22 protein-coding genes are annotated in these 25,650 nt (G+C 68.2%); 10 read left to right on the top strand and 12 right to left on the bottom strand.

Translation table 11 applies throughout. The annotated features are described in order from the left end of the window. Positions 1–135: 135 nt before the first annotated feature. The 4 genes from AC1DWT_RS11700 to AC1DWT_RS11685 all read right to left on the bottom strand — a co-directional run bounded on the left by AC1DWT_RS11700 (position 136) and on the right by AC1DWT_RS11685 (position 4,676). The gene (locus AC1DWT_RS11700; RefSeq protein ID WP_072946328.1) at positions 136–1,149 is read right to left on the bottom strand and encodes a LacI family DNA-binding transcriptional regulator; all 1,014 of its coding nucleotides are present in this window, start codon (positions 1,147–1,149) and stop codon (positions 136–138) included. A gap of 100 nt (positions 1,150–1,249) precedes the next feature. Then, complete coding sequence (locus AC1DWT_RS11695) at positions 1,250–2,302, bottom strand: alcohol dehydrogenase catalytic domain-containing protein (RefSeq protein WP_206015994.1); 1,053 nt, start codon at positions 2,300–2,302, stop codon at positions 1,250–1,252. After that, entirely contained in the window at positions 2,299–3,327 is a 1,029-nt protein-coding gene (locus AC1DWT_RS11690; RefSeq protein ID WP_072946330.1) for a Gfo/Idh/MocA family protein, read from the bottom strand. The genes AC1DWT_RS11695 and AC1DWT_RS11690 overlap by 4 nt, the downstream gene beginning before the upstream one ends. Then, entirely contained in the window at positions 3,324–4,676 is a 1,353-nt protein-coding gene (locus AC1DWT_RS11685; RefSeq protein ID WP_072946331.1) for an MFS transporter, read from the bottom strand. Before AC1DWT_RS11685 ends, AC1DWT_RS11690 begins: the two co-directional genes overlap by 4 nt. A gap of 380 nt (positions 4,677–5,056) precedes the next feature. Between AC1DWT_RS11685 and AC1DWT_RS11680 the strand changes: the two genes are divergently transcribed. Next, the gene (locus AC1DWT_RS11680; protein ID WP_477920643.1) at positions 5,057–6,109 is read left to right on the top strand and encodes a Dyp-type peroxidase; all 1,053 of its coding nucleotides are present in this window, start codon (positions 5,057–5,059) and stop codon (positions 6,107–6,109) included. Next, positions 6,106–6,912: a family 1 encapsulin nanocompartment shell protein gene (locus tag AC1DWT_RS11675; RefSeq protein ID WP_206013371.1), complete on the top strand. Its 807-nt coding sequence runs from the start codon at positions 6,106–6,108 to the stop codon at positions 6,910–6,912. The genes AC1DWT_RS11680 and AC1DWT_RS11675 overlap by 4 nt, the downstream gene beginning before the upstream one ends. Before the next feature lie 16 nt (positions 6,913–6,928). Here the strand turns inward: AC1DWT_RS11675 and AC1DWT_RS11670 are convergent, their stop codons facing one another. The 4 genes from AC1DWT_RS11670 to AC1DWT_RS11655 are packed head-to-tail and all read right to left on the bottom strand — an operon-like array spanning position 6,929 to position 10,664. Further along, the gene (locus tag AC1DWT_RS11670; protein ID WP_206013373.1) at positions 6,929–8,263 is read right to left on the bottom strand and encodes a hypothetical protein; all 1,335 of its coding nucleotides are present in this window, start codon (positions 8,261–8,263) and stop codon (positions 6,929–6,931) included. Further along, the gene (locus AC1DWT_RS11665; protein WP_477920641.1) at positions 8,260–8,622 is read right to left on the bottom strand and encodes a hypothetical protein; all 363 of its coding nucleotides are present in this window, start codon (positions 8,620–8,622) and stop codon (positions 8,260–8,262) included. The genes AC1DWT_RS11670 and AC1DWT_RS11665 overlap by 4 nt, the downstream gene beginning before the upstream one ends. Then, positions 8,623–8,817, bottom strand: a complete 195-nt coding sequence (locus tag AC1DWT_RS11660) for a hypothetical protein (protein ID WP_206013376.1) — start codon at positions 8,815–8,817, stop codon at positions 8,623–8,625. After that, entirely contained in the window at positions 8,814–10,664 is a 1,851-nt protein-coding gene (locus tag AC1DWT_RS11655) for a hypothetical protein (protein ID WP_206013378.1), read from the bottom strand. Before AC1DWT_RS11655 ends, AC1DWT_RS11660 begins: the two co-directional genes overlap by 4 nt. 263 nt (positions 10,665–10,927) lie before the next feature. Here AC1DWT_RS11655 and AC1DWT_RS11650 point away from each other — a divergent pair, with 263 nt between their 5' ends. Further along, positions 10,928–11,440 carry a CGNR zinc finger domain-containing protein gene (locus AC1DWT_RS11650; RefSeq protein WP_095862355.1) on the top strand — a complete coding sequence of 171 codons (513 nt, stop codon included), beginning with the start codon at positions 10,928–10,930 and terminating at the stop codon, positions 11,438–11,440. Positions 11,441–11,480: 40 nt separating this feature from the next. Here the strand turns inward: AC1DWT_RS11650 and AC1DWT_RS11645 are convergent, their stop codons facing one another. Further along, entirely contained in the window at positions 11,481–12,674 is a 1,194-nt protein-coding gene (locus tag AC1DWT_RS11645; protein ID WP_206013380.1) for an LLM class flavin-dependent oxidoreductase, read from the bottom strand. Between the two features lie 135 nt (positions 12,675–12,809). Here AC1DWT_RS11645 and AC1DWT_RS11640 point away from each other — a divergent pair, with 135 nt between their 5' ends. The 3 genes from AC1DWT_RS11640 to AC1DWT_RS11630 all read left to right on the top strand — a co-directional run bounded on the left by AC1DWT_RS11640 (position 12,810) and on the right by AC1DWT_RS11630 (position 16,602). After that, a complete protein-coding gene (locus AC1DWT_RS11640; protein WP_477920638.1) occupies positions 12,810–14,135 on the top strand; it encodes an MFS transporter in 1,326 nt (441 codons plus the stop codon). A 107-nt stretch (positions 14,136–14,242) separates the two neighbouring features. Continuing rightward, complete coding sequence (locus AC1DWT_RS11635; RefSeq protein ID WP_095862353.1) at positions 14,243–14,950, top strand: TetR/AcrR family transcriptional regulator; 708 nt, start codon at positions 14,243–14,245, stop codon at positions 14,948–14,950. Continuing rightward, a complete protein-coding gene (locus AC1DWT_RS11630; protein WP_206013381.1) occupies positions 14,947–16,602 on the top strand; it encodes an FAD-binding dehydrogenase in 1,656 nt (551 codons plus the stop codon). Before AC1DWT_RS11635 ends, AC1DWT_RS11630 begins: the two co-directional genes overlap by 4 nt. 43 nt (positions 16,603–16,645) lie before the next feature. On the opposite strand, the gene sfnG is transcribed toward AC1DWT_RS11630, so the two are convergent. Further along, positions 16,646–17,761, bottom strand: a complete 1,116-nt coding sequence (gene sfnG, locus AC1DWT_RS11625) for a dimethylsulfone monooxygenase SfnG (RefSeq protein WP_072946416.1) — start codon at positions 17,759–17,761, stop codon at positions 16,646–16,648. Between the two features lie 100 nt (positions 17,762–17,861). On the opposite strand from sfnG, the gene AC1DWT_RS11620 reads away from it, so the two are divergent. The 3 genes from AC1DWT_RS11620 to AC1DWT_RS11610 all read left to right on the top strand — a co-directional run bounded on the left by AC1DWT_RS11620 (position 17,862) and on the right by AC1DWT_RS11610 (position 21,638). Continuing rightward, a complete protein-coding gene (locus AC1DWT_RS11620; RefSeq protein ID WP_072946343.1) occupies positions 17,862–19,127 on the top strand; it encodes an acyl-CoA dehydrogenase family protein in 1,266 nt (421 codons plus the stop codon). Then, positions 19,124–20,347 (top strand): acyl-CoA dehydrogenase family protein, encoded by a 1,224-nt coding sequence (locus AC1DWT_RS11615; RefSeq protein ID WP_072946344.1) that lies wholly within the window; start codon positions 19,124–19,126, stop codon positions 20,345–20,347. The genes AC1DWT_RS11620 and AC1DWT_RS11615 overlap by 4 nt, the downstream gene beginning before the upstream one ends. Positions 20,348–20,426: 79 nt before the next feature. Then, on the top strand, positions 20,427–21,638 hold the full coding sequence (locus AC1DWT_RS11610; protein ID WP_206013383.1) for an SfnB family sulfur acquisition oxidoreductase: 1,212 nt from the start codon (positions 20,427–20,429) through the stop codon (positions 21,636–21,638). A gap of 60 nt (positions 21,639–21,698) precedes the next feature. Here AC1DWT_RS11610 and AC1DWT_RS11605 read toward each other — a convergent pair whose 3' ends face one another. Together AC1DWT_RS11605 and AC1DWT_RS11600 are read right to left on the bottom strand one after the other, a co-directional pair. Further along, positions 21,699–23,171: a DUF4185 domain-containing protein gene (locus AC1DWT_RS11605; protein WP_072946346.1), complete on the bottom strand. Its 1,473-nt coding sequence runs from the start codon at positions 23,169–23,171 to the stop codon at positions 21,699–21,701. 221 nt (positions 23,172–23,392) lie between these two features. Then, on the bottom strand, positions 23,393–24,442 hold the full coding sequence (locus AC1DWT_RS11600; protein WP_072946347.1) for an AraC family transcriptional regulator: 1,050 nt from the start codon (positions 24,440–24,442) through the stop codon (positions 23,393–23,395). 138 nt (positions 24,443–24,580) lie between these two features. Between AC1DWT_RS11600 and AC1DWT_RS11595 the strand changes: the two genes are divergently transcribed. After that, a complete protein-coding gene (locus AC1DWT_RS11595; protein WP_477920632.1) occupies positions 24,581–25,636 on the top strand; it encodes a beta-keto acid cleavage family enzyme in 1,056 nt (351 codons plus the stop codon). Positions 25,637–25,650: the final 14 nt, after the last annotated feature.

Genomic DNA, 25,650 nt, shown 5'->3' with positions numbered 1-25,650 from the left:
AGAACACGATTCGCCGACGACTGCCGCGTCGGGCTGCTTCACCGCACCGGCGCAGCACTGTGCGCCGGGGTGACCTGGATGATCGACGGCTCTGTCGCCGACCCCGCCTCTATCGTCCGAGCGAAAACGCCGGGGTCAGCTCGGGACGGGGCCCGTCGACTCGCGAATGACGACGTCCGCGGAGATCAGCGGCGGAGACGTGGTGGTCTCGTTGTTCAGGGCGGCGCGCATCAGCGACCACGCCTGGTCGCCCAGATCGATCTTGGGGCTCACGACCGTGGTCAGGCGCGGCGCCAGGTGGCGTGCCATGTCGATGTCATCGAAACCGGTGACCGAAATGTCCTCGGGGACACGGAGTCCCCGCTCCCGCAGTTTCGAGATGACGCCGAGCGCCGTCAGGTCGTTGAAGCACACGAGGGCGGTCGGCTCGTGCGTGAGCGCTTCCTCCACCACGTCGTAGCCACCCTCGATGGTCCCGTCCGACGGCACCGCCGTCGCCTCGATCCCGAGCACCTTCGCCATTTCGATGGCCCGCCACCGCTCGCGGTTCTGCCAGGCCAGGTCCGAACCCTTGACGTAGACGATCCGGCGGTGGCCGAGCTTCGCGAGGTGCCCGCACAGCTCCATCATCGGGGTGAAGTTGTCGACCGCGACCATGGGGAGATCGACCCCCAGCTCCACCCGGTTGACGAGCAGGACGGGCGTCGACTGCCTGGCGAGTTCCTTCAGCCCGCTCGTCGGAATCCTCGACGAGAGCAGCACGAGACCGTCGACCTGGCCGAGCAGGTCGAGCGCGGTGGCGAGTTCGTCGGCCGCGTCACCGGAGTAGTCGGCGACGAGCATGCGGTATCCGTCGGCGGTGGCGCCGTGGTGCATCTGTTTGACGACGTCGAAGAAGTACGCGTTGGCCAGGTCGGGCAGGATCACGCCCATGTTTCTCAGCGACCCGAGGACGAGTCCGCGGGCGGCGCTGCTGGGCCGGTAGGACAGCTCGTCGGCGACCTTGTGCACCCGGGCCGCGAGGTCCGGGGTCACCGACGAGCTGCCGCTCATGACGCGGGAGACGGTCGCGATCGAGACGCCGGCGGCCTTCGCTACGGTGTTGATCGTGACGCGACGGCTCGCGGGCACTCGGGTCTGATCCGCCATCGTTGCCTCTGCATCTCTCGTCGCCATTGCCTCGTCCACCCAGTGAAGGGTGGAAACGCTTACAGCGTAGCGCGAAGGCGGCCCCGGATCACGCGGACGCTCACTCCCCGTGCAACAACGCGCGCGTTCCGAGCAGTTTCCGCGACGTCAGCAGCACCTTGACGTGCCTGCTGCCGTTCGATTCGAGCTCCTCGACCGCGCGGCCGAACTCGTCCAGCGCGAACGTCGCGGTGTGCAGCGGCGACGCGTCCACCTGCCCCGACTCGAGCAGTTCGGCCGCGTCGACGAAGTCCTGCCGCACATAGTTCCGGCAGGCCACGACGGACAGTTCGCGGGCGTAGAGCGCGCTGTAGTCGAGCGTCAGTTCGTGCCCGGGTTTCGCGGACGCGATCGCCACGTACCGGCCGCCCGGAGCGAGGACCCGCAGCGCCAGCCGAGCGGATTCCTGGGAGCACACCGTGTCGTAGACGAGGTCGACCGATTCCGTCCGGTCTCGGAGCCAGCCCTCGAGCGCGTCGCCCGACTCCGTCGTGAAATCGCTCATCCCGCATGCCAGGGCGGGCCGCTCCCGTTCGGCGTAGCGATCGACGCCGAGCACCCGGACGCCCCGGCTCCGGGCCACCAGCGTGGTCGCGAGACCGATCGCCCCGGTCCCGACGACCAGCGCGGTGTCCCCCGCCGACACGGCGGCGCGGCGGACGACGTGAACGCCGACCGCGAGCGGTTCGACGAGGGCCCCGAAACGGACCAGCACCGCGTCGCTGACGGGCACGCACTGCGTCTCGGGGACGACGAATTCCTCACTGAAACACCCGCGCGGATCGGACAGCCCGAACACCCGGATACTCGGGCAGTTGTTGATCCTGCCGTCGCGGCAGGCGCGGCATCGGCCGCATCCCGTCGTCGGGTAGACCATCACCGGCTGCCCGACCGTGAGACTCGTTCCCGGGCCCACCCGCGACACGCGTCCGGCGCATTCGTGGCCCAGCACCGTGGGGTACGCGGCGACGGCGTTCCGGCCACGCAGATGCGACAGGTCGCCGCCGCAGATCCCGGCCGAGTCGAGAGCGACGAGCACCTCCCCCTCACCGGGTTCCGCGACGTCACCGCGGTCGAGACGATAGGAGTTCGGACCGTCGACCCGAATACTCAAGACTGACATGCACTTTCCCTTTCCTCGGAGACGATTTCCGGTGTCGTGCCGGCAGCGGCGGACCGGTAGGCGGCGTCGATCACCGACTGCACGCGCAACCCGGACCGGGCGTCGGACAGCGGCGCTGCCCCTGCCGCCCAACTGGTGAAGACGTCCTCGTACAACGACCGGAACCACGCCGACATCGACAGCGGGTCGGGTCCGGACGCGTCGACGGTCCCGTCGACGAGGGTGCGGGCACCGTCGCCGATCCGGACGAGCGAATCGCCCACCAGCCGAAGCTGTCCCGCGTCGCCGAAGAGGTGGATCGTCTCGGCCCCGCCCGGCCAGGCCGCCGTGCTCGCCGTCACCGACGCCGCATGTGTGCCCTGGTCGATCAGCAGGTGGATCGTGTCCTCGGCCTCGAGCCGCCCACGGCTGGTCGAGGACGCGGCCACGACACTGCGCGCCGGTCCGGTCAGCGACAGGTAGAGGTCGAGGGTGTGGATGGCCTGGGTGATCAGCGCTCCGCCGCCGTCGCGGTCCCAGGTGCCGCGCCCGGCCTCGGCATAGTAGGAGTCCGGCCGCCACAGCGGGACGGTGACGGTCGCCGAGCGGAGCGTGCCGATCGCGCCGTCGGCGAGCAGTTGCCGTGCGCGGACGGCCGCCTCCTTGTAGCGGTGTTGCAGCGTGACCGCGGCCCGGACACCGGCCCGCTCCGCGACGTCCACGATCGCCTGCGCATCAGGCAGCGAGGCCGCCAACGGTTTGTCGATCACCAGGTCCAGACCGCGTTCGGCCAGCGCCGACGCGACCGCGAGGTGACTCGAGGGCGGCGTGACCACCACCGCCGTGTCGGCGTCCAGGGCCGCTGCCGCGTCGAGACTCGGGAGGATCCGCGCCTCCGGTGCCAGCCGGTGGGCGGCGGCCGCCCTCGTCTCGTCGCGCGTCACCACACCGACCACGTCGGCGCCGACCGCCCGCAGGGCCGTGAGGTGCGCGGCGCTCGCGAGACCGGCGCCGACCACCACGACACGACGGGTCACGATGCCGCCTCGACGTGGGTGCGCGCACCCACGCTCCGGCCGAGAGTCTCGGGGAGCAGGGCGATGCCGATCAGACCCACCACGCTCAGGCCCATGAGGTAGCTCGCGACGAGCCAGGGTGTTCCGCCCGCGACGGCGACGAGGGCCGTGGCGACCAGCGGGATCGTGCCGCCGACCACCGCGGCGGGGATCTCCCGGGAGATCGCGATACCGCTCCAGCGGATCTTGGTGGGGAACAGTTCGGAGAGCAGCGCGCCGCCCGGGCCCGACGTCGTGCCCTGGACGAGGCAGATACCGAGGATCAGCGCCAGCCCGACCATCCACGGCGACCGGGTGTCCAGCATCATGAACATCGGGAACGGGAAGACGATGCCGAAGACCGCGCCGGACAACAGGACCGGCTTGCGGCCGATCCGGTCGGCCAGGCGGCCGAAGCCGAGGATGACGGGGATGGCACAGAACTCGGCGACGATCAATCCGATCAGGGCCTGGGTGGAATCGACCCCCAGGGTCTTGGTCACGAACGACAGCGCGAAGACCTGCATGACGTAGGCCCACGGAATCACGAAGCTGAACAGGGCGAGTCCGCACAGGATCTGCCGCCAGTGGTTGCGGACCGCCTCGACCAGCGGTGCACGGTCGACCTCACCGTGCTGGGCGGCCTCCTCGAACACCGCCGTCTCGTTCACCTTCAGTCGCAGGTAGCCGGCGACGAGAACGATGACGGCACTGGCCAGGAACGGAATACGCCAGCCCCAGGACAGGAAGAGGTCGTCGGGCATCAGCGTGAGCAACGCGAAGATCGCGGTGGCGCCGCCGGTTCCGACGTAGATCGCGGCGCCTGGATACGCACTGGAGAGGGCTCGCCGGGAACTGTCGGTGGATTCGGTGACCATCGTGATCGCCCCGGCGAACTCGGCGCCCGCGCCTGCGCCCTGGAACAGGCGGAGGACGATCAGGAGAATCGGCGCCCAGATGCCGATCGCGTCCGCGGTGGGCAGTGCCCCGATCAGCGTCGTCGAGGCGCCCATCACGAGCAGGGTCATGAGGAGCATCGGCTTGCGGCCGATCCGGTCACCGAAGTGCGCGAAGACCAGCCCACCGATCGGGCGGGCGCCGAGGCCGACGGCGAACGTCCCGAAGGCGGCCATCGTGCCGGCGAGGGATCCCGCCCCGGGGAAGTAGAGGGGCCCGAAGACGAGGGCGGCCGCGAGACCGTAGAGCGTGAAGTCATACCACTCGATCACGGTTCCCGCCGCGCTCGCCTTGATCACCCGGCGGCGTTGCTGTCCCGCCGACCCGTGCGGCACCGCGGTCGACCGCTCGGTGCCGAGTTCGGTCATGCCCATCGAGAACTCCTGACTGTGGAAAGGAACTGCCGGAACCCGACTACTATGACTCACGTCACCGAGTTTGTAAACGCTTTCTCAGCTCCGGCGGCGCAATTCCCGTTCACACAGTTCACAGCAATATGACCGATGTTTCCCGGCTACATGCGGGTAGATACCGCTTTCATTTCCGGTCGCGGGCCGGAACCGGCCTCGCGTTCAGGTGGGAGGCGTCGACCTTCTCCGGCGCGAGGTAGCACTCGGAGTCACCGCCGACAGATTCCGGAGGTCCGCGGCGGCGCGCGGGCCGATCGAATGGAACCTGGCGGTCCGAAACGGTTAGATGGGACCTGAGGTTCCGGACAGTGCAGCGTCGTACGTCGGAGTGAACGGAGACACAGATGCCAGGCCCAGTCGCGAGATTGGCACCCCAAGCAGTCCTCACTCCGCCCAGCCCTGCCGCCCTGTTCCTGGTGCTCCTCGCCGGCCCCTCCGACGAAGACCGCGCGACGGTGTGCGACGTGATCTCCGGCATCGACGGACCGCTCAAGGCCGTGGGATTCCGCGAACTCGCCGGCTCCCTGTCCTGCGTGGTCGGTGTCGGCGCGGAGTTCTGGGACCGCGTGAGCGCGTCGTCGAAGCCTGCCCACCTGCACCCGTTCGTCACACTGTCCGGACCGGCCCACAGCGCGCCCTCCACACCCGGTGACGTGCTGTTCCACATCAAAGCCTCGCGCAAGGACCTGTGCTTCGAACTGGGCCGCCAGATCGTCTCCGCGCTGGGGTCCGCCGCCACCGTCGTCGACGAGGTGCACGGCTTCCGCTACTTCCATTCCCGCGATCTCCTCGGATTCGTCGACGGCACCGAGAATCCCACCGAAGACGACGCATCCGACGCTGCGCTGATCGGCGACGAGGACCCCGACTTCCGGGGCGGCAGTTACGTGATCGTGCAGAAGTACCTGCACGACATGGGTGGGTGGAGCACGCTGAGCACCGAGGAACAGGAACGGGTCATCGGGCGCACCAAGCTCGACAACATCGAACTCGACGACGACGTCCAGCCGAGCAATTCGCACGTCACCCTCAACAGCATCGTCGACGAAGACGGCGTCGAGCACGAGATCCTGCGGGACAACATGGCATTCGGCAGCCTCGGCGAGGCCGAGTACGGGACCTACTTCATCGGGTACGCGAAGGACCCCGCCGTCACCGAGTTGATGCTGCGAAGAATGTTTCTCGGTGAGCCGCCCGGAAACTACGACCGCATCCTCGACTTCTCGACGGCGGCCACCGGCACGTTGTTCTTCGTGCCGAGCCGGGACGTGCTCGAATCGCTCGGCGACGCACCGGCCGTCGCGGAGTCGGCGCCCGAAGACCCGGTCGAGCCCRCCGCGGCCGACCCGTACGACCTGTCCCTGAAAATCGGTGGTCTCAAAGGAGTATCGCAATGAGTGATTCGAGCAATCTGCACCGCAACCTGGCACCCGTCACCGAGGCGGCCTGGCAGCAGATCGGCGAAGAGGCCACCCGCACGTTCAAGCGCCACGTCGCGGGCCGGCGCGTGGTCGACGTCGCGGGACCGTTCGGATACTCCTATTCGGCCCACAACCTCGGCCGGGTCAACCCGATCAACACTTCCGACAGCAGGATCCGCGCCCAGCAGCGGCAGGTCGACCCGCTCGTCGAACTCCGGTTCCCGTTCACCCTGAGCCGCGCCGAGGTCGACGACGTCGCCCGCGGTTCCCTCGACTCCGACTGGCAGCCCGTCAAGGACGCCGCGAAGGCGGTCGCGTTCGCGGAAGACCAGTCGATCTTCCAGGGATTCGACGAGGCGGGCATCCGCGGACTCGGACCGTCCAGCGACAACCCGGTTCTCAGCCTGCCGGAGGATCCGCTGCTGATCCCCGACGCCGTCGCCTCCGCGCTGTCGGCGCTGCGACTCGCCGGAGTCGAGGGACCGTACTCGGTGGTGCTCGACGCCGACGCGTACACCGCGGTCAGCGAGACCCGCGACGAGGGACATCCGGTGTTCCACCACCTGCGCGACCTGGTCACCGGGGACATCATCTGGGCACCCGCGATCAGCGGTGGATACGTGCTGTCCACGCGTGGTGGCGACAACCAGCTGACCCTCGGCACGGACCTGTCGATCGGCTACGACAGCCACACCGCCGACGAAGTCACGCTCTACCTCGAGGAGACGTTCACGTTCGCCTCGCTCACCGCGGAGGCGGCAGTCGTCCTCGCACGCTGACGCACACTGGGGGCCGTCAGCCACCGAACAGCAGGTACAGCCCACCGAACGTGTAGGTGACCATGGTGAGCAGCAGTGCCAGCTGCCCGGTCAGCTGATGGCCCCGCGGCAGAAGCCTCATGGATTTGTCGTGCGCCGCAATCACTCCCAGCACGTGCCCGGCGAGGACGAACAGCACCTTGATCGACGCCGAGGCGGCGGGGTGCTCGGACAGCACGTACCAGACCTCGGCGTCGCCGAGTCCCAGCAGGTTCCAGCCCCGCCCCATCGGGTCGGCCAGCAGGATCACCGTCGCCTGCCCCTTCTCCACCAGATACGTCAGATAGTGCGCGAAGACGTAGCCGATGACGATCGGGATCAGCGAATGCGACAGCTGCCCCGGGAGAGCGGCGCGCTGCTCGGGCCGCAGTCCCCCGGTGGCCCGCGAGGCCACCCAGAACGACACCCCGACGAAGCCGACGAAGACCAGGAGCCCGGCCGTGCGCACGAGGGTGGCGCCGATCGGGGAACCGATCCCGTCCACCAGACGCGACCACCAGAGGAACGCGGAGAAACTGTCGAAGGCAGTGGACCCCAGCAGGGTTGCCATCAATGCGACCGAGCCGGCCCGGACGGGCATCGACCCCAGGTGGTCCAGCGGGTTGCGCAGCACGATCCGTCCGCTCGGCCGGTCCCGGCTCAGCGGAGACAGCCGCGACGCCAGCGTGCTGTACACCTCGAACGGATCGCCCCGCTCGCACCAGCGCTCGCCGCACAGAAACGCCCCGGCCGTCGTGACCACGACGTACACGAGCAGCCACGTGCGCACCGCGGCCACGGAACCCGGGTCGCCGGAGGCGAGTTCGAGCCAGACGAAGGCGAACAGTCCCGCGACCGCGGGCCGGTAACCCCACGAGTTGCGGTACCGCGCATCATTTTCCGCCGGTGAGCGGCCGATCGCCGCGCACACCGACCGGTGCACGGTGCGGACCGGGGACAGCACCCGCCAGACCGGCCCGAACGCCAGCGACGCCGCGACCAGCCCCACCCAGAGCAGCACGTAGAACACGCCCGGCAGTGCGTTCTCCGACGACGCCGACGGTCCGAAGAAGGCGGCGAGGGCCACCCACACCGCGAACACCACACCGGCCGCGGCCAGCACGTTCCGCGTGACCGGCGCGTCGGCGAACCGGGTCACCCAGCGGGGCAGCTCGCGCCCCGGGTTGTCCGGATCCAGCTTCGGGGTGCGCCACGCGAACGCCAGCACAACGAAGGAGACGGTGAGCGCCCAACTCGCCCCGACCAGCGCATACGTGAACGGGATGGGAAGGTCGGCGGATCCGCCGAGCCCGTGCGCGAGAACAGCGGTCATGGACGCACGAGCAGGGTGGCCACCGTCTTACCCGTGTCGTGCAATTCCATCGCCACCTGACCCGGAACATCAACGGAGAACTGGGTTTCCTGCGTTCCGGGGTGAATCTCGAACGAGTGCTCCGGAACGGCGTGCACGTGCAACTCGTCGTCGGCGTCGCYGTCGATCCGCACCGTGATGTTCTCCCCCACCGTGGCCTCGATACGTTCGTTGCCCGGTGTGACCGTGCCGTTCTCGATCACGACGTCGATCACGACGCCGTCCTCCGTGGCCGGTGTGTCGTCGTCGCCTCCGCAGCCCGACACCAGGGCGACGACGACAGCGGGTATCACCACAATTCCGGCCCACCGCCTGATCACCTAGTTCTCCTCTTCGTTCTCGCTCGGTGCGTGCTTCGCGTTCTCGGCATTCTCGGCGGCTTCCGCCTTGCGGTCCCGGACCGCCAGGTAGATGACCAGTCCGGCCACCAGGAACGCCGGGACGAACGCCGGAATCGCCAGCAGCACCGAATGATCGGCGAGGTAGACGACGTCCGGATCGTGCACCGGGTTCATGTCACCGTCACGTCCTCGCGGGTGCCGGTGGCCGCCTGCCCCTGCGTGTACTTGCTGATCCGGCCCGCTCCCCACGCCAGCGCGGTGATCAGCGCCAGGGTGCACACGAGCACCACCAGCGATGCTGCGCCGAACAGCCAGGACGGGTGGTCGAAGTTCCGCTCCCGCTGCAGGATGGTGATCTCCGGGACGAAGTCGCGGGTCGAGGACGCGACTGCGGGCAGTTCCTCCGCGCCGATGCCCGGGTCGCTGGGCAGGTAGATCGGGACGGCCGTCATCGTGCGCCCGTCCTGCACGCGCAGCAACGTCTTCCATGTTCCGTGAACCGGGACCGGCTCGTGCGTCCGGTAGGTGCCGGGACCGGTGCGTTCGAGCCGGTCGACCGTGAAACCGTTGCCCAGTCCGGGGCCGCCCTGCCAGGACAGGATGGACACCCACGCCGGATCGTCGCTCGCGAGATCGGGTGGGTCGATGCGCACCTCCGCGTCGACCATGCGGCCGCCGTCCGGGGTGGCCTCCGTGAGAGCGATCGCCGCGGTGGCGTTGTCCGGGACCGTGGCGACGAGGCCGTTGGCCGTGGCGCCGGCGATCACCACGACGGTGGCGACGACGATGGTGCGGCTGATCGCCGGGCGCGGAAGCCCCTCGGATCGGAGCACCCGCCCGAGCAGGGCGCCGCAGGCTCCGGCCGCGATGGCGACGGGCACGGCCATGGCCAGGGCCTCCGGCCACATGCTGGTGGGCCAGGGGTAGATGTACACGGCGTCGATCCACAGCGACTCGAGCCACAGCCCGACCGTCGCGACGAGCAGTCCGCCGATGGCACCGAACGCCACCCGATTCTTGATCAGCGGTGTCAGCGCGAGCAATTCGATCACCACCGCGGCGCCGAGGCACAGTTCGAACACGTTGGTGGGGGCACCGAGAACCGGTCCGACGATCAGCGCCGTGATGGCGCGCACGACGCCTGCCACCGCCACGGCCACGATCGCCGCGAACGGTCCGAGAACGATGCGCGCCGCCACCAGGGTGAAGGCGGCCGCTCCGGCGATCATCATCGGTTGCAGGACGAGCCGGAACTGCTCGACGCCGAAGTCGTATTCGATCTGGAAGACGGACAGGCCGATGAGCAGGCCGCCGAACGTGCCGCACCGCAGGAACCAGATGAGCCTGCTGTCCGGCTTGACCTCCCCGGGGGTCGCCATCCGGCCCTCGTAGTCCAGGAGCAGGACGCCGATCAGCGACAGTCCCGCACCGCCGATCAGCATCAGGTGCGTCGGTCCCCACAGCGTGACGTCCTGACCGAAGATCCGGTGCCAGACGTCGTCGAGCGGGAACCCTATGAGGGCATACAGACCCGCTCCGGCCACGAGGACGCCGCCGACCGGGACGTACCAGGTGCGGGTGATCTTGATCGCCGCCGGACCGGGTTTCTCGTCGCGCGGCAGGATCATCGCCAGCATTCCGGTGATGAACAGCAGGAACAGCCCGACGAGGATGAAGTAGTGCGCGGGGTTCGCGAGCGGCCCGTCGTCGCGGCCCCGCCCGATGTGCAGGCTGACGTCCCAGATGAAACCGAAGAACGCCGTCAGGATGGTCCCGACGAACGTCACCAGGGGCAGGGCCACCCACGGGGGCCGGTCGAGTGCGCGCGACGCCGCGTCGGCGGTCGTCTGCAGCCACGTGATCTTGCGTGTGCGATGCAGGTACGCGATCCACAGCAGACCCACGGTGATGATCGCCGTCGCCACCGTGATTCCGATGATCTGGTCGAATGCCGCACCGCCACCCTCTCCGCCCGACTGGGCGAGAATGAGTGAACTCGGAGTAACAGTAACTTGGCTCACGGGGTGATTATGTGCGCCTCGTGCCGAAAATGCCAGACCCTCGACCCGGAAACCCGCGGACCGTATGCAAATCTATTCAGATCTGCGATCGAACGTAGATACGGCTAGATTCCCCTAGCGATGCCTCGACCAGCGACAACTGCCACCGGCCGCACGCGCAGCCGAGGTAGGTGACCACGCCCGTGCTCGTTCGATGCCGGGATACTTCCTGCCAGTCGTGTTCGTGATGTTCGCTCATGCACCCAGCGTGATGTAATGGCATTGTGCATCTCAACCCTTACGGGGAGTATGCGGTCACGCTCGCCGCCGACCTCGCGAATCACCCGCCCGCCTCGACCGGCGAACTCGTCGGCCGATGCGTCGACGCCGGCATCGTCGTCGACTTCCCCGTCACCGACGCCGACCTCGCCGACGTGCTCGCCATGCTCGATCGGTGGTCGGCGATCGCCGACGCCACGAGCGACGAAACCCGGGCCGAACAGGTCAACCTCCTGCTCACGAAGGCGTCCGCCTACCCGCGGCTGACCAACCACGCCGGCGACGGCTGGCACCTCCACTACCGCGACGACCAGCAGTCCCTCGCCGGCGTCCTCGAGGCACTGTTCTCCGTCGGCACCGCGCTGCACCTCGTCGGCCGCGGCATGCATCGTCTCGGCCGCTGCGCGCTCGAGGAGTGCACCGCCATCTACGCCGACACCTCGCGCAACGGCCGTCAACGGTACTGCTCACCCAAGTGCGCGAACCGGGACGCCGTACGACGTCACCGGGCGCGCTGACTCGTGTGCGAAATCCTCCCCGTGTACTCCCGCTTCTCGACTACCGACTCGAGGACAGGAACGCCGTCGACCCCGACAGATCGCCGGGACGGTGGGTGCGGGACTGCACCACCCCGCGGCGTTCGAGGATCGGCCGCACCCCTTCGCCGAAGTTGAAGGCCTCTTCGAGGTGCGGGTAGCCGGAGAGGACGAAGTGGTCGAGTCCGAGCGCCGCGTACTCGGCGATGCGGTCGGCGACCTCCTCGTGGGAGCCGACCAGCGCGGTGCCCGCGCCGCCGCGGACCAGGCCGACCCCGGACCACAGGTTCGGGGCCACCTCGAGGGCGCGTGCGCCGGCGTCCTTCGAGTAGGCGCTCCCACCGCTGCGCAAATAGGCGGCACCGCCGCCGTGCAGTTCGCGCATGCGCCGCTGGCCCTCGGAACCCGAGCGGGCCAGGCTCTGCTGCGCCTGCTCGACGGTTGCCGGGTCGAGAGCGGACAGCAGGCGGTCGGCCTCGGCCCACGCCTCCTCGGACGTGTCGCGGCTGATCACGTGCAGCCGGATGCCGTAGTCGAGGGTGCGGCCCTGGACGTCGGCGAGGTCGCGGATCCAGGCGATCTTCCCGGCGACGGCACTCGGCGGCTCGCCCCAGGTGAGGTAGGTGTCGGCGAACTGGGACGCGACGGTGCCCGCCGCCGGCGACGACCCGCCGAAGAAGATCGGCGGCACCGGGTCGGGGATGCGCTGCAACTGGGCGTTCTCCACCCGGATGTACTCGCCCGCGTAGTCGACCGGTCCGGTTCCCTCCCACAGCTTTCGGATGACGTCGAGGAACTCGCCGCAGCGGGCGTAGCGCTGGTTCTTGTCGAGGTAGTCCCCGTAGGTGCGCTGCTCGTGGTCCTCACCGCCGGTGACGACGTTGAGCAACAGCCGCCCCTGCGACTGCCACTGGAACGTCGCCGCCATCTGCGCTGCCAGGGTGGGGCTGAGCAGTCCGGGGCGCAGYGCGACCAGGAACTTCAGCGTCTCGGTGGTCTCCAGCATCATGGCCGTGGTGAGCCAGGCGTCCTCGCACCACGCACCGGTGGGCGTCAGGACCGATTCGAAACCGTTCGACTCCGCCGCTGCGCCGATCTGATTGAGGTATCGCAGCGTCGCGGGACGGTCTCCTGCCATGGAACTCCCGTGACCACCCGCCATCAGGTTGCGGGAATCACCGTAGGTGGGAAGGAACCAGTGGAAATGCAGAGACACGCGCGATCCTCTTGTCGACGACAGATGGGCAGCGCAGGCCAGTTCATCAACGACGGAGCCGGGCCGCGAGGGTTTCGATCACCGTGATTCAGAGTAGTGCTCGACCGCAGCCGGCAAGGTTACGGTCGCCGCGCTATGACTACGCTGTCCGACGCCCCGTACACATCCTCGAACGAATCCGACCTCGAACGGCGCAAGCGGCTCCGCACCGTCGTCGCCGCCAGCCTGCTGGGGACGACTGTCGAATGGTACGACTTCTTCCTCTACGCGACGGCCGCCAGCCTGGTCTTCAACCAGCTGTTCTTCCCCGATCAGAGTTCGTTCGTCGGCACCATGCTGGCGTTCGCCACGTTCGCGGTCGGTTTCGTGGTCCGGCCGATCGGCGGAGTCGTCTTCGRCCACATCGGCGACCGCATCGGACGGAAGAAGACGCTCGCACTCACCATGTTCATCATGGGCGTCGCCACCGCCCTGATGGGTGTGCTGCCGACGGCCGCACAGGTCGGGGTGATCGCGCCGATCCTGCTGCTCCTGCTGCGCATCCTGCAGGGATTCGCACTGGGCGGCGAATGGGCGGGCGCCGTGCTCCTCGCCGTCGAACACAGCCCCGCGAAGAAGCGCGGCATCTTCGGCAGCATCCCCCAGATCGGCCTGGCGCTGGGCCTGGCCCTGGGCACCGGCGTCTTCGCCGCACTGCAGGTGATCTTCGACGACGGCCAGTTCCTCACCTACGGATGGCGAATTGCCTTCCTGCTGAGCCTGATCCTCGTCTTCGTCGGATTCGTGGTCCGCCTGAAGGTCGAGGAGACTCCCGCGTTCCAGGAGGTTCACGACCTCTCGAAGCGCTCCTCCGCTCCGCTGAAGGATGTGTTCCGCGGCCGGGTGCGCCGGGGCACCGTCCTCGGCCTGCTCTCGCGTTGGGGCGAGGGCGCCGCGTTCAACACCTGGGGCGTCTTCGCGATCACCTACGCCACCAAGAACCTGGAATTCGCCAAGATTCCCGTCCTCCTCGTCGTCACCGTCGCCGCGACGGTCATGGCGGTGCTCCTGCCCTTCTCCGGCCTGCTGGTCGACCGGTACGGGGCCAAACGGATCTACCTCATCGGGATCGGGGCCTACGGACTCGCGGTCTTCCCCGCGTTCGCCCTGTTCGGGACGGAGAACCTCGTCCTGTTCGGCGTCGCGATGGTGCTGGTGTTCGGCGTCATCCATGCCCTCTTCTACGGCGCGCAGGGCACGCTGTACGCGAGCCTTTACCCCACCGAGATCCGCTACACCGGACTGTCCGTCGTGTATCAGTTCTCCGGGATCTACGCGTCGGGCGTCACGCCGATGATCCTCACCGCCCTCATCGCGGTCGGGGGCGGAACCCCCTGGCTGGCCTGCGGCTACCTCGCCGCCACCTCGGTCGTCAGCGTCGTGGCGACCGCCCTGATCCGAAAGCAGGACCTCTACCTCTGAGACCGCCCAACTTTCCGAACGGGCTCTGACGGCCATGTTCGATACACCAGTGTATCCGATACGCTAGTGTATCGACGGTTGCTGTCGACCCGATCGGAGGAGAGGCCATGCCGACGTCACCGGCGCACTCCTCCGAGCCTGCCACCAGCACACCCCGGAAGGTGACGAAACGGCGCGGCCAGACTCGGCGGCGACTGCTCGACGCCGCCGTCGAGGTGTTCGCCGAAAACGGGTTCGGACGGTCGACGGTCGAGCAGATCTGCGAACGCGGCGGCTATACCCGCGGCGCCTTCTACTCCAACTTCGCGTCGCTGGACGAGATGTTCTTCGCCATGTGGGAACAGCGCTCCAGCGCGATGCTCGCGCAGATCCGGCTGGCCGCCGACTCGTCGAGCATCGACCTCTCCGGGCTCACGCCTGCCGAAAAACTGCGCGCCGGCACCGAACTGGTGCTCGGCGTCGTCCCCGTCGACGACCAGTGGTACCGGATCAACGCGGAATTCACCGCCCACGCCCTGCGCAACCCGTCGCTGAAGAAGGCACTCGCAGCCCGCGAAGACACGATTCTCGACACCATCGTGCCCATCCTCGAGAAAGCTCTGCACAGACTCGGGCGCCGCATCGCCGGCGATCCCCGGGTGCTCGGCCGCGCGCTCGTGGCGCTGCACGACGGCACCAGCGTCCAGTGCCTGATCGAGGACGAGAACGCCGCCGCCCGGGAACTGCGCCTCGAACTGTTCACCCGAGTCGTAACCGCCTACACCGAACCCGACACCACCCACACCCACACACACCGGAAAGAGGGGTCCTCGTGACCGAACAGGCTGATGTGATCGTCGTCGGCGCCGGACTGGCCGGACTCGTCGCCACCTACGAGATGGTCAAGTCCGGCCGGAAAGTCCTCGTCGTCGACCAGGAGAGTTCGGCGAACCTCGGCGGCCAGGCCTTCTGGTCGCTCGGCGGCCTGTTCCTCGTCGACAGCCCCGAACAGCGGCGCCTCGGCATCAAGGACTCGTACGAACTGGCGATCCAGGACTGGATGGGCACCGCCGCCTTCGACCGCGAGCGCGAAGACCAGTGGCCGCGGCTGTGGGCGCAGGCGTACGTCGAATTCGCGGCCGGCGAGAAGCGGCAGTACCTCCACGACCTCGGACTGCGCCTGATGCCGAACGTCGGGTGGGCCGAACGCGGACGCGGATCCGCTCTCGGGCAGGGCAATTCCGTTCCGCGTTTCCACATCACCTGGGGTACCGGCCCGGGTGTCGTCGAGGTCTTCCTCACCCGCGTCGTCGCCGCGTCGAAGCGGGGACTCGTCACGTTCAAGCACCGTCACCAGGTCGACGAGATCGTCGTCACCGACGGCGCCGCCACCGGTGTGCGCGGCACCGTCCTCGAACCGTCCACCGAGGCACGCGGTGTGAAGAGTTCGCGAACCGCGGTCGGGGAGTTCGAATTCTCCGCGCAGGCCGTGGTCGTCACGTCCGGCGGCATCGGCGGGAACCCCGAACTGGTCAAGAAGAATTGGCCCGCACGACTCGGCAAGGCCCCCGAGAACATGCTCGCCGGTGTCCCCGCGCACGTCGACGGCCGCATGCTCGAGATCACCGAGAACGCCGGCGGCAACATCGTCAACCGCGACCGCATGTGGCACTACACCGAGGGCATCCAGAACTGGGACCCGATCTGGCCCAACCACGGCATCCGCATCATCCCCGGCCCGTCGTCGATGTGGTTCGACGGCAACGGCAACCGCCTGCCCAGCCCCAACTTCCCCGGTTTCGACACCATGGGCACCCTCGAGCACATCATGAACAGCGGCCACCACCACACCTGGTTCGTCCTCGACCAGAAGATCATCGAGAAGGAATTCGCGCTGTCGGGGTCCGAGCAGAACCCCGACATCACCGGCCGCGATTTCAAACTCCTCGCCGAACGACTCAAGAAGGGCGCCCCCGGCCCCGTCGAGGCGTTCAAGCAGCACGGCGCCGACTTCGTCGTCCGCGACAACCTCCGCGACCTCGTCGACGGCATGAACGCCCTCACCCCCGACGCACCGCTGAAGTACGAGGACCTCGAACGCGAAATCGTGGCCCGCGACCGGGAGGTGAAGAACTCCTACACCAAGGACTTCCAGGTCATGGCGATCCGCAACGCCCGGAACCTGCTGGCCGACAAGATCACCCGCGTCGTGAGCCCGCACGAGTTGCTCGACCCCAAGAACGGTCCCCTCATCGCGGTCCGGCTGCACCTGCTCACCCGCAAGACCCTCGGCGGCCTCGAGACCAACCTCGACTCGCAGGTGATCCGGCCCGACGGCACCCCGTTCGAGGGTCTCTACGCCGCTGGTGAGGTCGCCGGATTCGGTGGTGGCGGCGTCCACGGGTACAGCGCACTCGAGGGCACCTTCCTCGGTGGCTGCATCTTCTCCGGCCGGGCCGCAGGTCGCGCGCTGGCCCGCCGGCTGTAGGCTGCTCCGCCGCCCGTGCGTGCGTAACGAGTCCCTGAACTCCTTAACCACTCACGGGCGCAAGCCTCTCGGACGCCTCCAGTTCGCGGACCAGCGGCAGGACGTTGGCCCCGAAGTATTCGATCTCCTCCTGGAAGTGCAGGAAACCGCCCAGGATGAGGTCGACTCCGCGACGGCGGTATTCGACGATGCGCTCGGCGACCTGCTCCGGCGTGCCGATCAGCTGTGTGCGGAAGCCGTCGTTGTACTGGACGAGATCCTCGAACGTGGAGTCGGCCCACATTCCCGACTTGTCGGCGGTGGACGCGCCCGCCTGCTGGACGGCGGACCGGAAGCCCTCGACCGCCGGTTTGTTGGCCTTCTCGATGATTTCGCGGAGGGTGTCGCGGGCTTCCTTCTCGGTGTCGCGGGCGATGATGAACCCGTTGAGCCCGAACTTCACTTCCCGGTCGTGTTCGCGCGCCACCCGTCGTACGTCGTCGATCTGTTCGGTGATGCCGTCGTAGTCCTTGCCGTTGCTGAAGTACCAGTCGGAGTACCGGCCCGCGTTCTGTCTCGCGGCGGCGGAGTTTCCGCCCTGGAACAGTTCGGGGTTCGGGCGGTCGGGCGTGTTCAGCGGTTTCGGCTTCAGGGTGAAGTCGTGGATGCGGTAGAAGTCGCCGCGGAAGTCGACGTCGTCCTCGGTCCAGATCTTGCGGAGCACCTGCAGGAACTCGGCGCTGCGCCGGTACCGCTCGTCGTGCTCGAGCCACGGCTCCCCGAGGTGGGTGAACTCGTCCTTGAACCAGCCGCTCACGACGTTGACGGCGAACCGGCCGTTCGACAGGTGGTCGGCGGTGGCTCCCAATTTCGCCAGCACGGCGGGCTGCCACAGACCGGGGTGGACTGCGGCGATCACCTTCAGTCGCTCGGTGGCGAGCAGGAGCGCGAGGCTGAAGCTCGTCGACTCGTGCTGGAATTCGGCCCCGTAGCTGGCCTCGTACCGGACCTGGCTGAGCGCGTACTCGAACCCGTTGTTCTCGGCGGTCTGGGCGAGTTTCTTGTTGTACTCGTAGTCCCAGCTGGTGCGCTGTTCGATGTCGGACGTGACCAGCCCGCCACTGACGTTGGGCACCCAGTAGGCGAACTTGATCTGCTCAGCGATGTGTTCGGTTGACATACCCAGCATGGAACCCGCCGGCCCGGCAGACGCCCACCCTTCCAATCAGCGCGCGTCCAACCCTTCACCGGGCTCGCGGGACCGTGTGAGGTTCGACGGCATGACAGCCGTACAGGAACGAAGAGCTGCACAGCCCATCGCGAGCGAGACCGACTACGGCACGCTCGCCGCCCGGTTCCGCCCCCTCTTCGCCGACATCGCCGAAGGTGTGGTGGAACGCGAACGCGACCACGTCCTCCCCTACGAGCAGATCGACGCCCTGAAGAAGGCCGGTTTCGGGGCGGTGCGCGTGCCGACATCCCACGGCGGRTCGGGCGCGAGCATCCCCCAGCTGTTCCGGCTGCTCGTCGAACTGTCCGCGGCGGATTCCAACGTCACGCAGGCCCTGCGCGGACATTTCGCGTTCGTCGAGGACCGCCTCGTCGCCGCCGACGGTCCCGACCGCGACACGTGGCTTCGGCGATTCGCGGACGGTCAGCTGGTCGGCAACGCGTGGACCGAGATCGGCGACGTTCCGCTCGGCGAGGCGAACACCAAGGTGTCCCCCGTCCCCGGTGAGGCCCACTTCTTCGCGAACGGGACGAAGTACTACAGCACCGGTTCGATCTTCGCCGACTGGATCGACCTGTACTCGCAGCGCACCGACACCGGCGCGTTCGTGATCGCCGCGGTCGAGGCGCGTCAGCCTGCCGTCACGCACAGCGACGACTGGAACGGTTTCGGCCAGCAGACCACCGGTTCGGGCACGTCGACGTACGAGAACGCGATCGTCCAGCCGGAGAACATCTTCGACTTCTCCACCCGGTTCAAGTATCAGACCGCGTTCTACCAGTTGTTCCACCTCGCCACGCTCGCGGGCATCGCGCGGGCGGCGACGGACGTGATCGCCCGCCGGGTGGCGGCCCGCACCCGCACGTTCAGCCACGGCAACGCCCCCACCTATGCGCAGGACGCGCAGATCCAGCAGGTGGTGGGCGAGGTGTCGGCCGCGGCGCATGCCGCCGAGGCGATCGCACTGCACGCGGCGGAACCCGCCCAGTGGGCGTACGAGGCCGCGTTCACCGGCAGCCCGGACGAGGAGAAGTCAGCCAACATCGCCGCCGAGATCGCGTCGGCCCAGGGCCAGATCTCCGCCACCGCGCTCGTCGTCCCCGCCACCGCCACGATCTTCGACGCACTCGGCGCGTCCGGGGTCAGCCGCGACTGGGACCTCGACCGCTTCTGGCGGAATGCACGCACCGTCGCCAGCCACAACCCCGTGGTGTTCAAGGCCAAGGTGGTCGGCGACTACGAGATCAACGGAACCGAACCCGTCTACGTGTGGGCCATCGGCACCGCACCGAGCGCAGAGGGAGACAAGGCATGACCGTCATCACCGAACAGAAGATCTGGTCGGACGCCCCGGCCACCGCCGACGGCTGGATCGCGCGTGCGCGTGAGGTGAGCGCGATCCTCGCGCGCGACGCCGTCGAACGCGACCGCGCCGGCGGTGCACCGTTCGACGAAGTCCGGCTCCTCAAGGACAGCGGGCTCGTCACCCTGCTCGGGCCCACCGAATTCGGTGGCGCCGGACAGCCGTGGGAGACCGCCTACCAGGTGGTCCGCGAGATCGCGCGCGGCGACGGCTCCCTCGGACAGTTGCTCGGCTACCACTACCTGTGGGCGTGGGCCGTGCGACTCGTGGGCACCGCACCGCAGATCGGGGCCGTCGAGGAGTTGTACACGAGCAACCGCTTCCTGTTCGGTGGGGCGGTCAACCCGCGCGACACCGACCTCACGATCGTCGACCGCGGGGATACGCTCGTCTACAACGGGGAGAAGTCGTTCTCGACGGGCGGCCGCGCCACCGACCTCACCGTGCTCGAGGGCATCATCGAGGGCACGGCCACACACGTGTTCGCGATCGTGCCGACGGCGCAGGACGGCATCGTGTTCCGGGGTGACTGGGACAATCTCGGGCAACGCCTCACCGACTCCGGCACGGTCGAGATCAACGACGTCGAGGTGGACTGGTCCGGGGCGGCCGGGTTCGTGGACAAGGAGTTCCAGCCCCTCGTCTACAACACGCTGAACTTCCCCGCGCTCGAGATTGTGTTCGCCAACTTCTATGTCGGCATCGCCCGCGGCGCACTCGACACCGCGGCCGACTACACCCGGACCCGGACCCGTCCGTGGCCGTACGGCGGCGACGACAAGGAACTGGCGACCGACGAGTGGTACCTGCGCGAGGGCTACGGCGACCTGCAGTCGAAGCTGTGGGCGGCGGAGGCGTTCGTCGATCAGGTGAACCGCGAGGCGAACGCGGTACTGCACGACGCGCGGGAGAACCTCACCGAACAGGCGCGCGGGGATCTCGCCGTCCGTATCGCCGCCGCCAAGATCCGCGCCGCCGACGTCGCCCTCGAGATCGGCACCAAGGTGTTCGAACTGACCGGTGCGCGTGCCACGTCCAACACGGTGGGTCTCGACATCTTCTGGCGGAACGTGCGGACGCACACCCTGCACGATCCCGTCGCGTACAAGCGGCGCGAGGTGGGCGGCCACCTGCTGACCGGCGAACTTCCCGAACCCACCTGGTACACATAACGATTCCGAACCCCGAGTCCGGCCACCCGTCGACGGTGGCCGGATTCGGCGCGTCCGCACCACCGAGCCACGGAGAACCATGACCGCCGTCCAGAACGCCCACCGCATCAGCGACGAGGCCGAAGCCCTCACCGTCGCCGCCGATCTCGCCGCACACTTCGCCGAGGAGGCGGCAGCGCGCGATTCCGGGCGACAGCTGCCGCACGAACAGGTGCGGGCGCTCGCCGCGTCCGGACTGCTCGCGCTCGGCGTTCCCCGCGAGCACGGCGGCATCGACGCGCGGACCGAAACCCTCGCCGAGGTGTTCCGGCTTCTCGCCGAGGGCGATCCGAGCATCGCCCAGATCCCGCACAGCCACTACACGTTCCTCGAGGTGCTGCGGCATCAGGGCACACCGGCGCAGCAGGAGTTCTTCTACTCCGAGGTGCTTGCGGGGCGCCAGTTCGCCAACGCCCAGAGCGAGCGCGGAACGAAGACCATCGACGTCGACGCCACGACCCTCACCGAACAGGACGGGGACTTCGTCGTCGACGGTCGCAAGTACTACAGCACGGGCGCGCTGTTCGCCGACTGGATCGCGGTGCGGGCCACGGTCCCCGGGAAGACGACGCCGGCGGGGAAACCCGCCAAGGCCGTCGCCTACCTGCCGCGGACCGCCGCCGGACTGTCGATCGTCGACGACTGGGACGGCATGGGGCAGAAGACCACCGCGAGCGGAACCGTCACCCTCGACGCCGTCCGGGTGCCCGCGTTCCACGTCGTGCCGTTCTCCCCCATCTTCGACGCACCGACCACCTACGGCTCGCAGGCGCAGATCCTGCACGCCGCCATCGACGCCGGGATCGCCGCGGCCGCGTTGAACGAGGGCGTGCGCGCCGCCCGCCGGGCGAGGCCCTACTTCGAGGCGGGCGTCACCGACGCCGTCGACGATCCCCTGCTGATCCAACTGGCCGGAGAGGCCGCGGTCGGCGTCCGGTCCGCGACGGCACTGCTCCGGGAGGGTGCCCGCAGCATCGACGCGGCGCGGCGCAATTTGACCGAGCAGACCGCCGCCGTCGCGTCGATCGACGCCGCCGCGGCCAAGGTCGCTGCCGCACGCGCGTCCCTCGAGGCGTCGAGCGTGCTGTTCGACCTGGGCGGCACCCGCAGTGTGTCGGACACGTCCAACCTGTCGCGGTACTGGCGCGACGCCCGCACCCACACACTGCACGACCCCACGCGGTGGAAGATCCAGCACATCGGCCGGTGGACGCTGTCGGGCACCGTCCCGCCCCGGCACGGCCTGCTGTAGGCGGCTCCGCCGCCCGTGCGCCTTTCTGGTTGCGGGAGCTACCAAAAAGGCGCACGGGTGCTACGCGCCTAGATCCGCCTTCATCAGGAACACGTTGTAGTCCGACCACGTCGACATCGTGAAGTACAGTTCGTCGCCGCTGGACCACGGGTGGATGAAGCCGCCGTACAGTTCCGGGTATTCGGCGGCGCTGACCATCGGCGCCCCGCCGGACCAGGCGCCCTGCGGCGAGTCGGACTCACGGAGCACGATGGCCGCCTTGGACGTGTCGAGGTAGGTCATCTGCCACTTGCCGGTGGCTTCCTCGTAGCGCACGGACAGTTCGGCGGCGGGGGCGTCCACGATCGGCGTCGCCTCCGTGTAGCCACCGACCGGCGTCCAATTACCGTTCTGCCAGTACTGGTACGCGGACGTGTTGAGCACGTCGGCGGCCGGGACGCGCGCCAGACCGATGGCGCCGAGCCTCGTGTTGGGGGTGCCGAACATGTACACGAAGTCGCCGGCGGGGACCATCGACGCGACCTGGAACTTGGTGACCCCGAAGATGTTGTCCCACTTCGCGTACGGGTCCTTGGTCCACGTCGATCCGCCGTCGTCGGAGTAAGCGATGCCGCCGTAGTTCGTCCACCACGTGGCGGGGATGCTGTTCCAGGTGCGGATCGACATGTAGCTCATGTACTGCCGGTTCCCGACGGCGAAACCGGACGTCGGGATGGTGGTGATCTCGATGTTGTCGAGTTTGCGGCTGTCGAGCAGTTCCGCCGCGTGGCACCGGCTGTCCTGGACCATGCTGTCGAGGCTCATGCCATCGGACAGGTTGCGGTCGGAGCTGAAACCGAGGACGTTGCTGCGCCAGTCGTCGCCCTGGCCGCCGGGCGGCTGGAATCCCTTGCCGACGGTGTCACCGAACGCGACGGCGACCTGGTCGGGGGCGCTCTCCCAGATGATGCCGAGGTCGGTGCCGTTGACCTGGTAGCGCTTGTCGGTGCGGCTGACCGAGCCGGCGCCGGTCACCTTCGCCACGCGGGTCACGTCGCCGATCTTCGGGGTGGCCGGGGCCGCGCGGCGCGGTGCCTCCTCGGTCGCGGGGTGGACGAGGGGCGGCGGCGGGGGCAATTGGATGTCGGCGCCCGGCACGGGAATGCCGAAGTGGAAGGGCGTGAACTTCACGCTGACGTCCGGGATGTTCAGCTCGCTCGACAGGTTTCCCGGGGCATGGTCGGTCTCGTCGGTGAGATCGGGGCACGGATCGGTGCACGTGTCGGCGGGCAACGCCTGCGAGACGCGGACGGGGTCCGTGACCGGGGCGGGATAGGGCACCGTCGTGATCTTCGGGTACGGGATCGGGATCTCGAGCTTGTCCGGGATGAGCGAGTGCGTCTCGTTCGACACCTCGCTCGCGCAGGGTCCGCTGCCCGGAAGACCGTTGGATACCCGCTCGGGTTCCGCGACGGCGGCGTTCTGGTTGGAGTAGGCGATCATGCCTGAACCGATCGCCACAGCCGCGACCGACGCGACCCACCTCTTCGACATTCCCCGACCCCTCCGTCAACTCCGGCCACACCCGGCGAGGGGAACATAACATCGCCCTTCTACGCTCGCCGGTTACCACACGCCATACCTGGCGGTAACATTTGCGTCCCGATCCGGAAAACCGCTGTGACTCCATCCCCGGGCGCACGTTCACCGCGCCGCGATCCGCCCGAAGCCACTGCGGTTCAGAGGCTTCGGGAGTTCTCCTCCGGTGTCCGACATCACTGCCCGCCCGCGGGTGACCCGTCGTCCCGACGACCGCGGCGCCATTGCAGCGGCGGGATGTCGTGCCAACGCCGGAACGCGCGGCTGAACGCACTCTGGTTCCGGTACCCGAGCAGCCGGCTCACTTCGACGAGCGGCAGGTCCGTCTGGGACAGGAACTGTTCCGCGAGGTCGCGGCGGGTCTGATCGACCACCGCCTCGAACGTCGTTCCCGCGCGGGCGAGGTGCCGATACAGGGTGATGCGGTGGACGGAGAACAGCTGCGCCACCTGGTCGACGCTGCAGTCTCCGGCGTGCAGCGATTCCTCGACGGCCCGGCGAACCTGGCCCACAACGTCCTTCCCCGTCCCGGTCTGCAACTGCTGCAGATGCCCGTGGAAGAAGCGCTGCAGGGTGGGATCGGTTCCCGAGACCGGCTGCTGCAGCACTTCTTCCGGAAACAGCACCTCGTGCCGCGGTTCGTCGAAATGGATTGGTGCACCGAAGAATCGGCGGTAGACGTCGGACGACGCCGGCTCACGGTACGAGATGCGGACCAACGTCGGCCGCCACGGCCGTGCGAGAAGGATTTCGAGGATCTTCACGTAGGCCGCGAGATACGCCGTCAGCAATTGCTCGCGCCCCGGGAACAGGCCGTCGAGAGTGAGCGACAGGCCGGCGTAGCCGCGCTCGACGGTCAGCGCCACGGTGATCCCCCGGTACCAGATGGGGCTGAACCGGGCCACCGCGTCGAGGGCCTGCCCGACAGTGTCGGCATTCGTGACGAGGAATCGCAGCGGCCCGGTGTTCTCGAGCGACGCGAACTGCCCCAGCAGCAGCCCGAGGTGGTCACAGCCCGTCTCGATCGCCGCGGCGTGCAGGATCCGGCCGTGTGTCTCGATCGGCAGCGACCGCAGGGGTTGCCCGGTCAGGAGTTCCGCGGTGACGCCGTACGACTCGAGCAGGGGCCACGCGTCCGCGCCGAAACTGCCCATCACCTTCGGCAGGTTGGCGAGCGCGCCCACGGGAATCGACCGGGCCCGCAGGCCCGTGTTCTCACCGGCCATGACTGCCCGTTCGCCAGCTGCAACGCATAGGTAAATAGTAGTTACGTAGAGATAAATAGTCAGGTGTGATGCGCATTACCTTGAGTTCTCGACAGGGCAGACGAGCAGGAGATCTGCCCCTGAACCCGAGGGATGAACATGCACTTTCTCRACGACAGCCTGTACCCCGAAAACCAGGAGAAGCTGGTCATCCAGGTCGCGCCGTACGGTCCGCAGTGGCTGCCGACCGACTCCGACGACATCGCGGTCACCATGGACGCCCAGATCCAGAAGGCCGTCGACTGTTTCAATGCCGGCGCCTCCGTGCTGCACGTCCACGTCCGCGAGGAAGACGGCAAGGGCTCCAAGAAGCTGTCCAAGTTCAACGAGATGCTGGGCCTGCTCCGCGAGGCGGTCCCGGAGATGGTCCTCCAGGTGGGCGGATCAATCTCCTTCGCACCCGAGAACGAGGGCCAGGCCGCCACGTGGCTCGACTACGACACCCGCCACATGCTGGCCGAGCTGGACCCGGCGCCCGACCAGGTGACCGTCGCCGTCAACACCAGCCAGATGAACATCGTCGAACTGCTCACCGAGGACGACGTCCAGGGCACGATCCTGGAGAACCCTCAGTACGTCCAGGCGTACACCGAGATGGTGTCGGACGCGCGCCCCTCCTTCTACATCGAACACCTCGAACGGCTGGCCAAGTCGGGGATCCAGCCCCACTTCATGCTCGGCCACGTCCACCAGCTCGAGTCGGTGGAACGGCTCATCCGGAAGGGTCTGTACCAGGGCCCGCTGATCCTCAACTACGTGGCGATCGGCGGCGGCGCGGCCGGGTTCAACCCGGCCGACCTCATGGAGTTCGTCCGCCGCACCCCCGACGGAGCCGTGCTCACGGTGGAGAGCGCGATGCGTGCGGTGCTGCCGATGAACGCGATGGCCATCGCGATGGGGCTGCACGTCCGGGTCGGCATCGAGGACAACCTGTGGGGCCGCAAGGGCGAACGCATCACGTCGGTGGAGCAGATCGAGCAGACCGTGCGCCTCGCCCGCGAACTCGGTCGTGACATCGCCGACGGCACGGAGGCCCGCAGGATCTACAAGATCGGCGAGACCTACGGCAGCACCGACGAGACGATCGCGAAGCTGGGCATGGCCCCGAACCGGCGCGTCGGCCAGCGGGGCTTCACCGTCCCCGGCGTCGCCTGAATCGGTAGGCAGCA

The organism is Rhodococcus sp. P4_B6 (assembly GCF_056402215.1).
The sequence above is the reverse complement of the archived record's forward strand: the minus strand, read 5'-3'. Positions and strand labels throughout refer to the sequence as shown.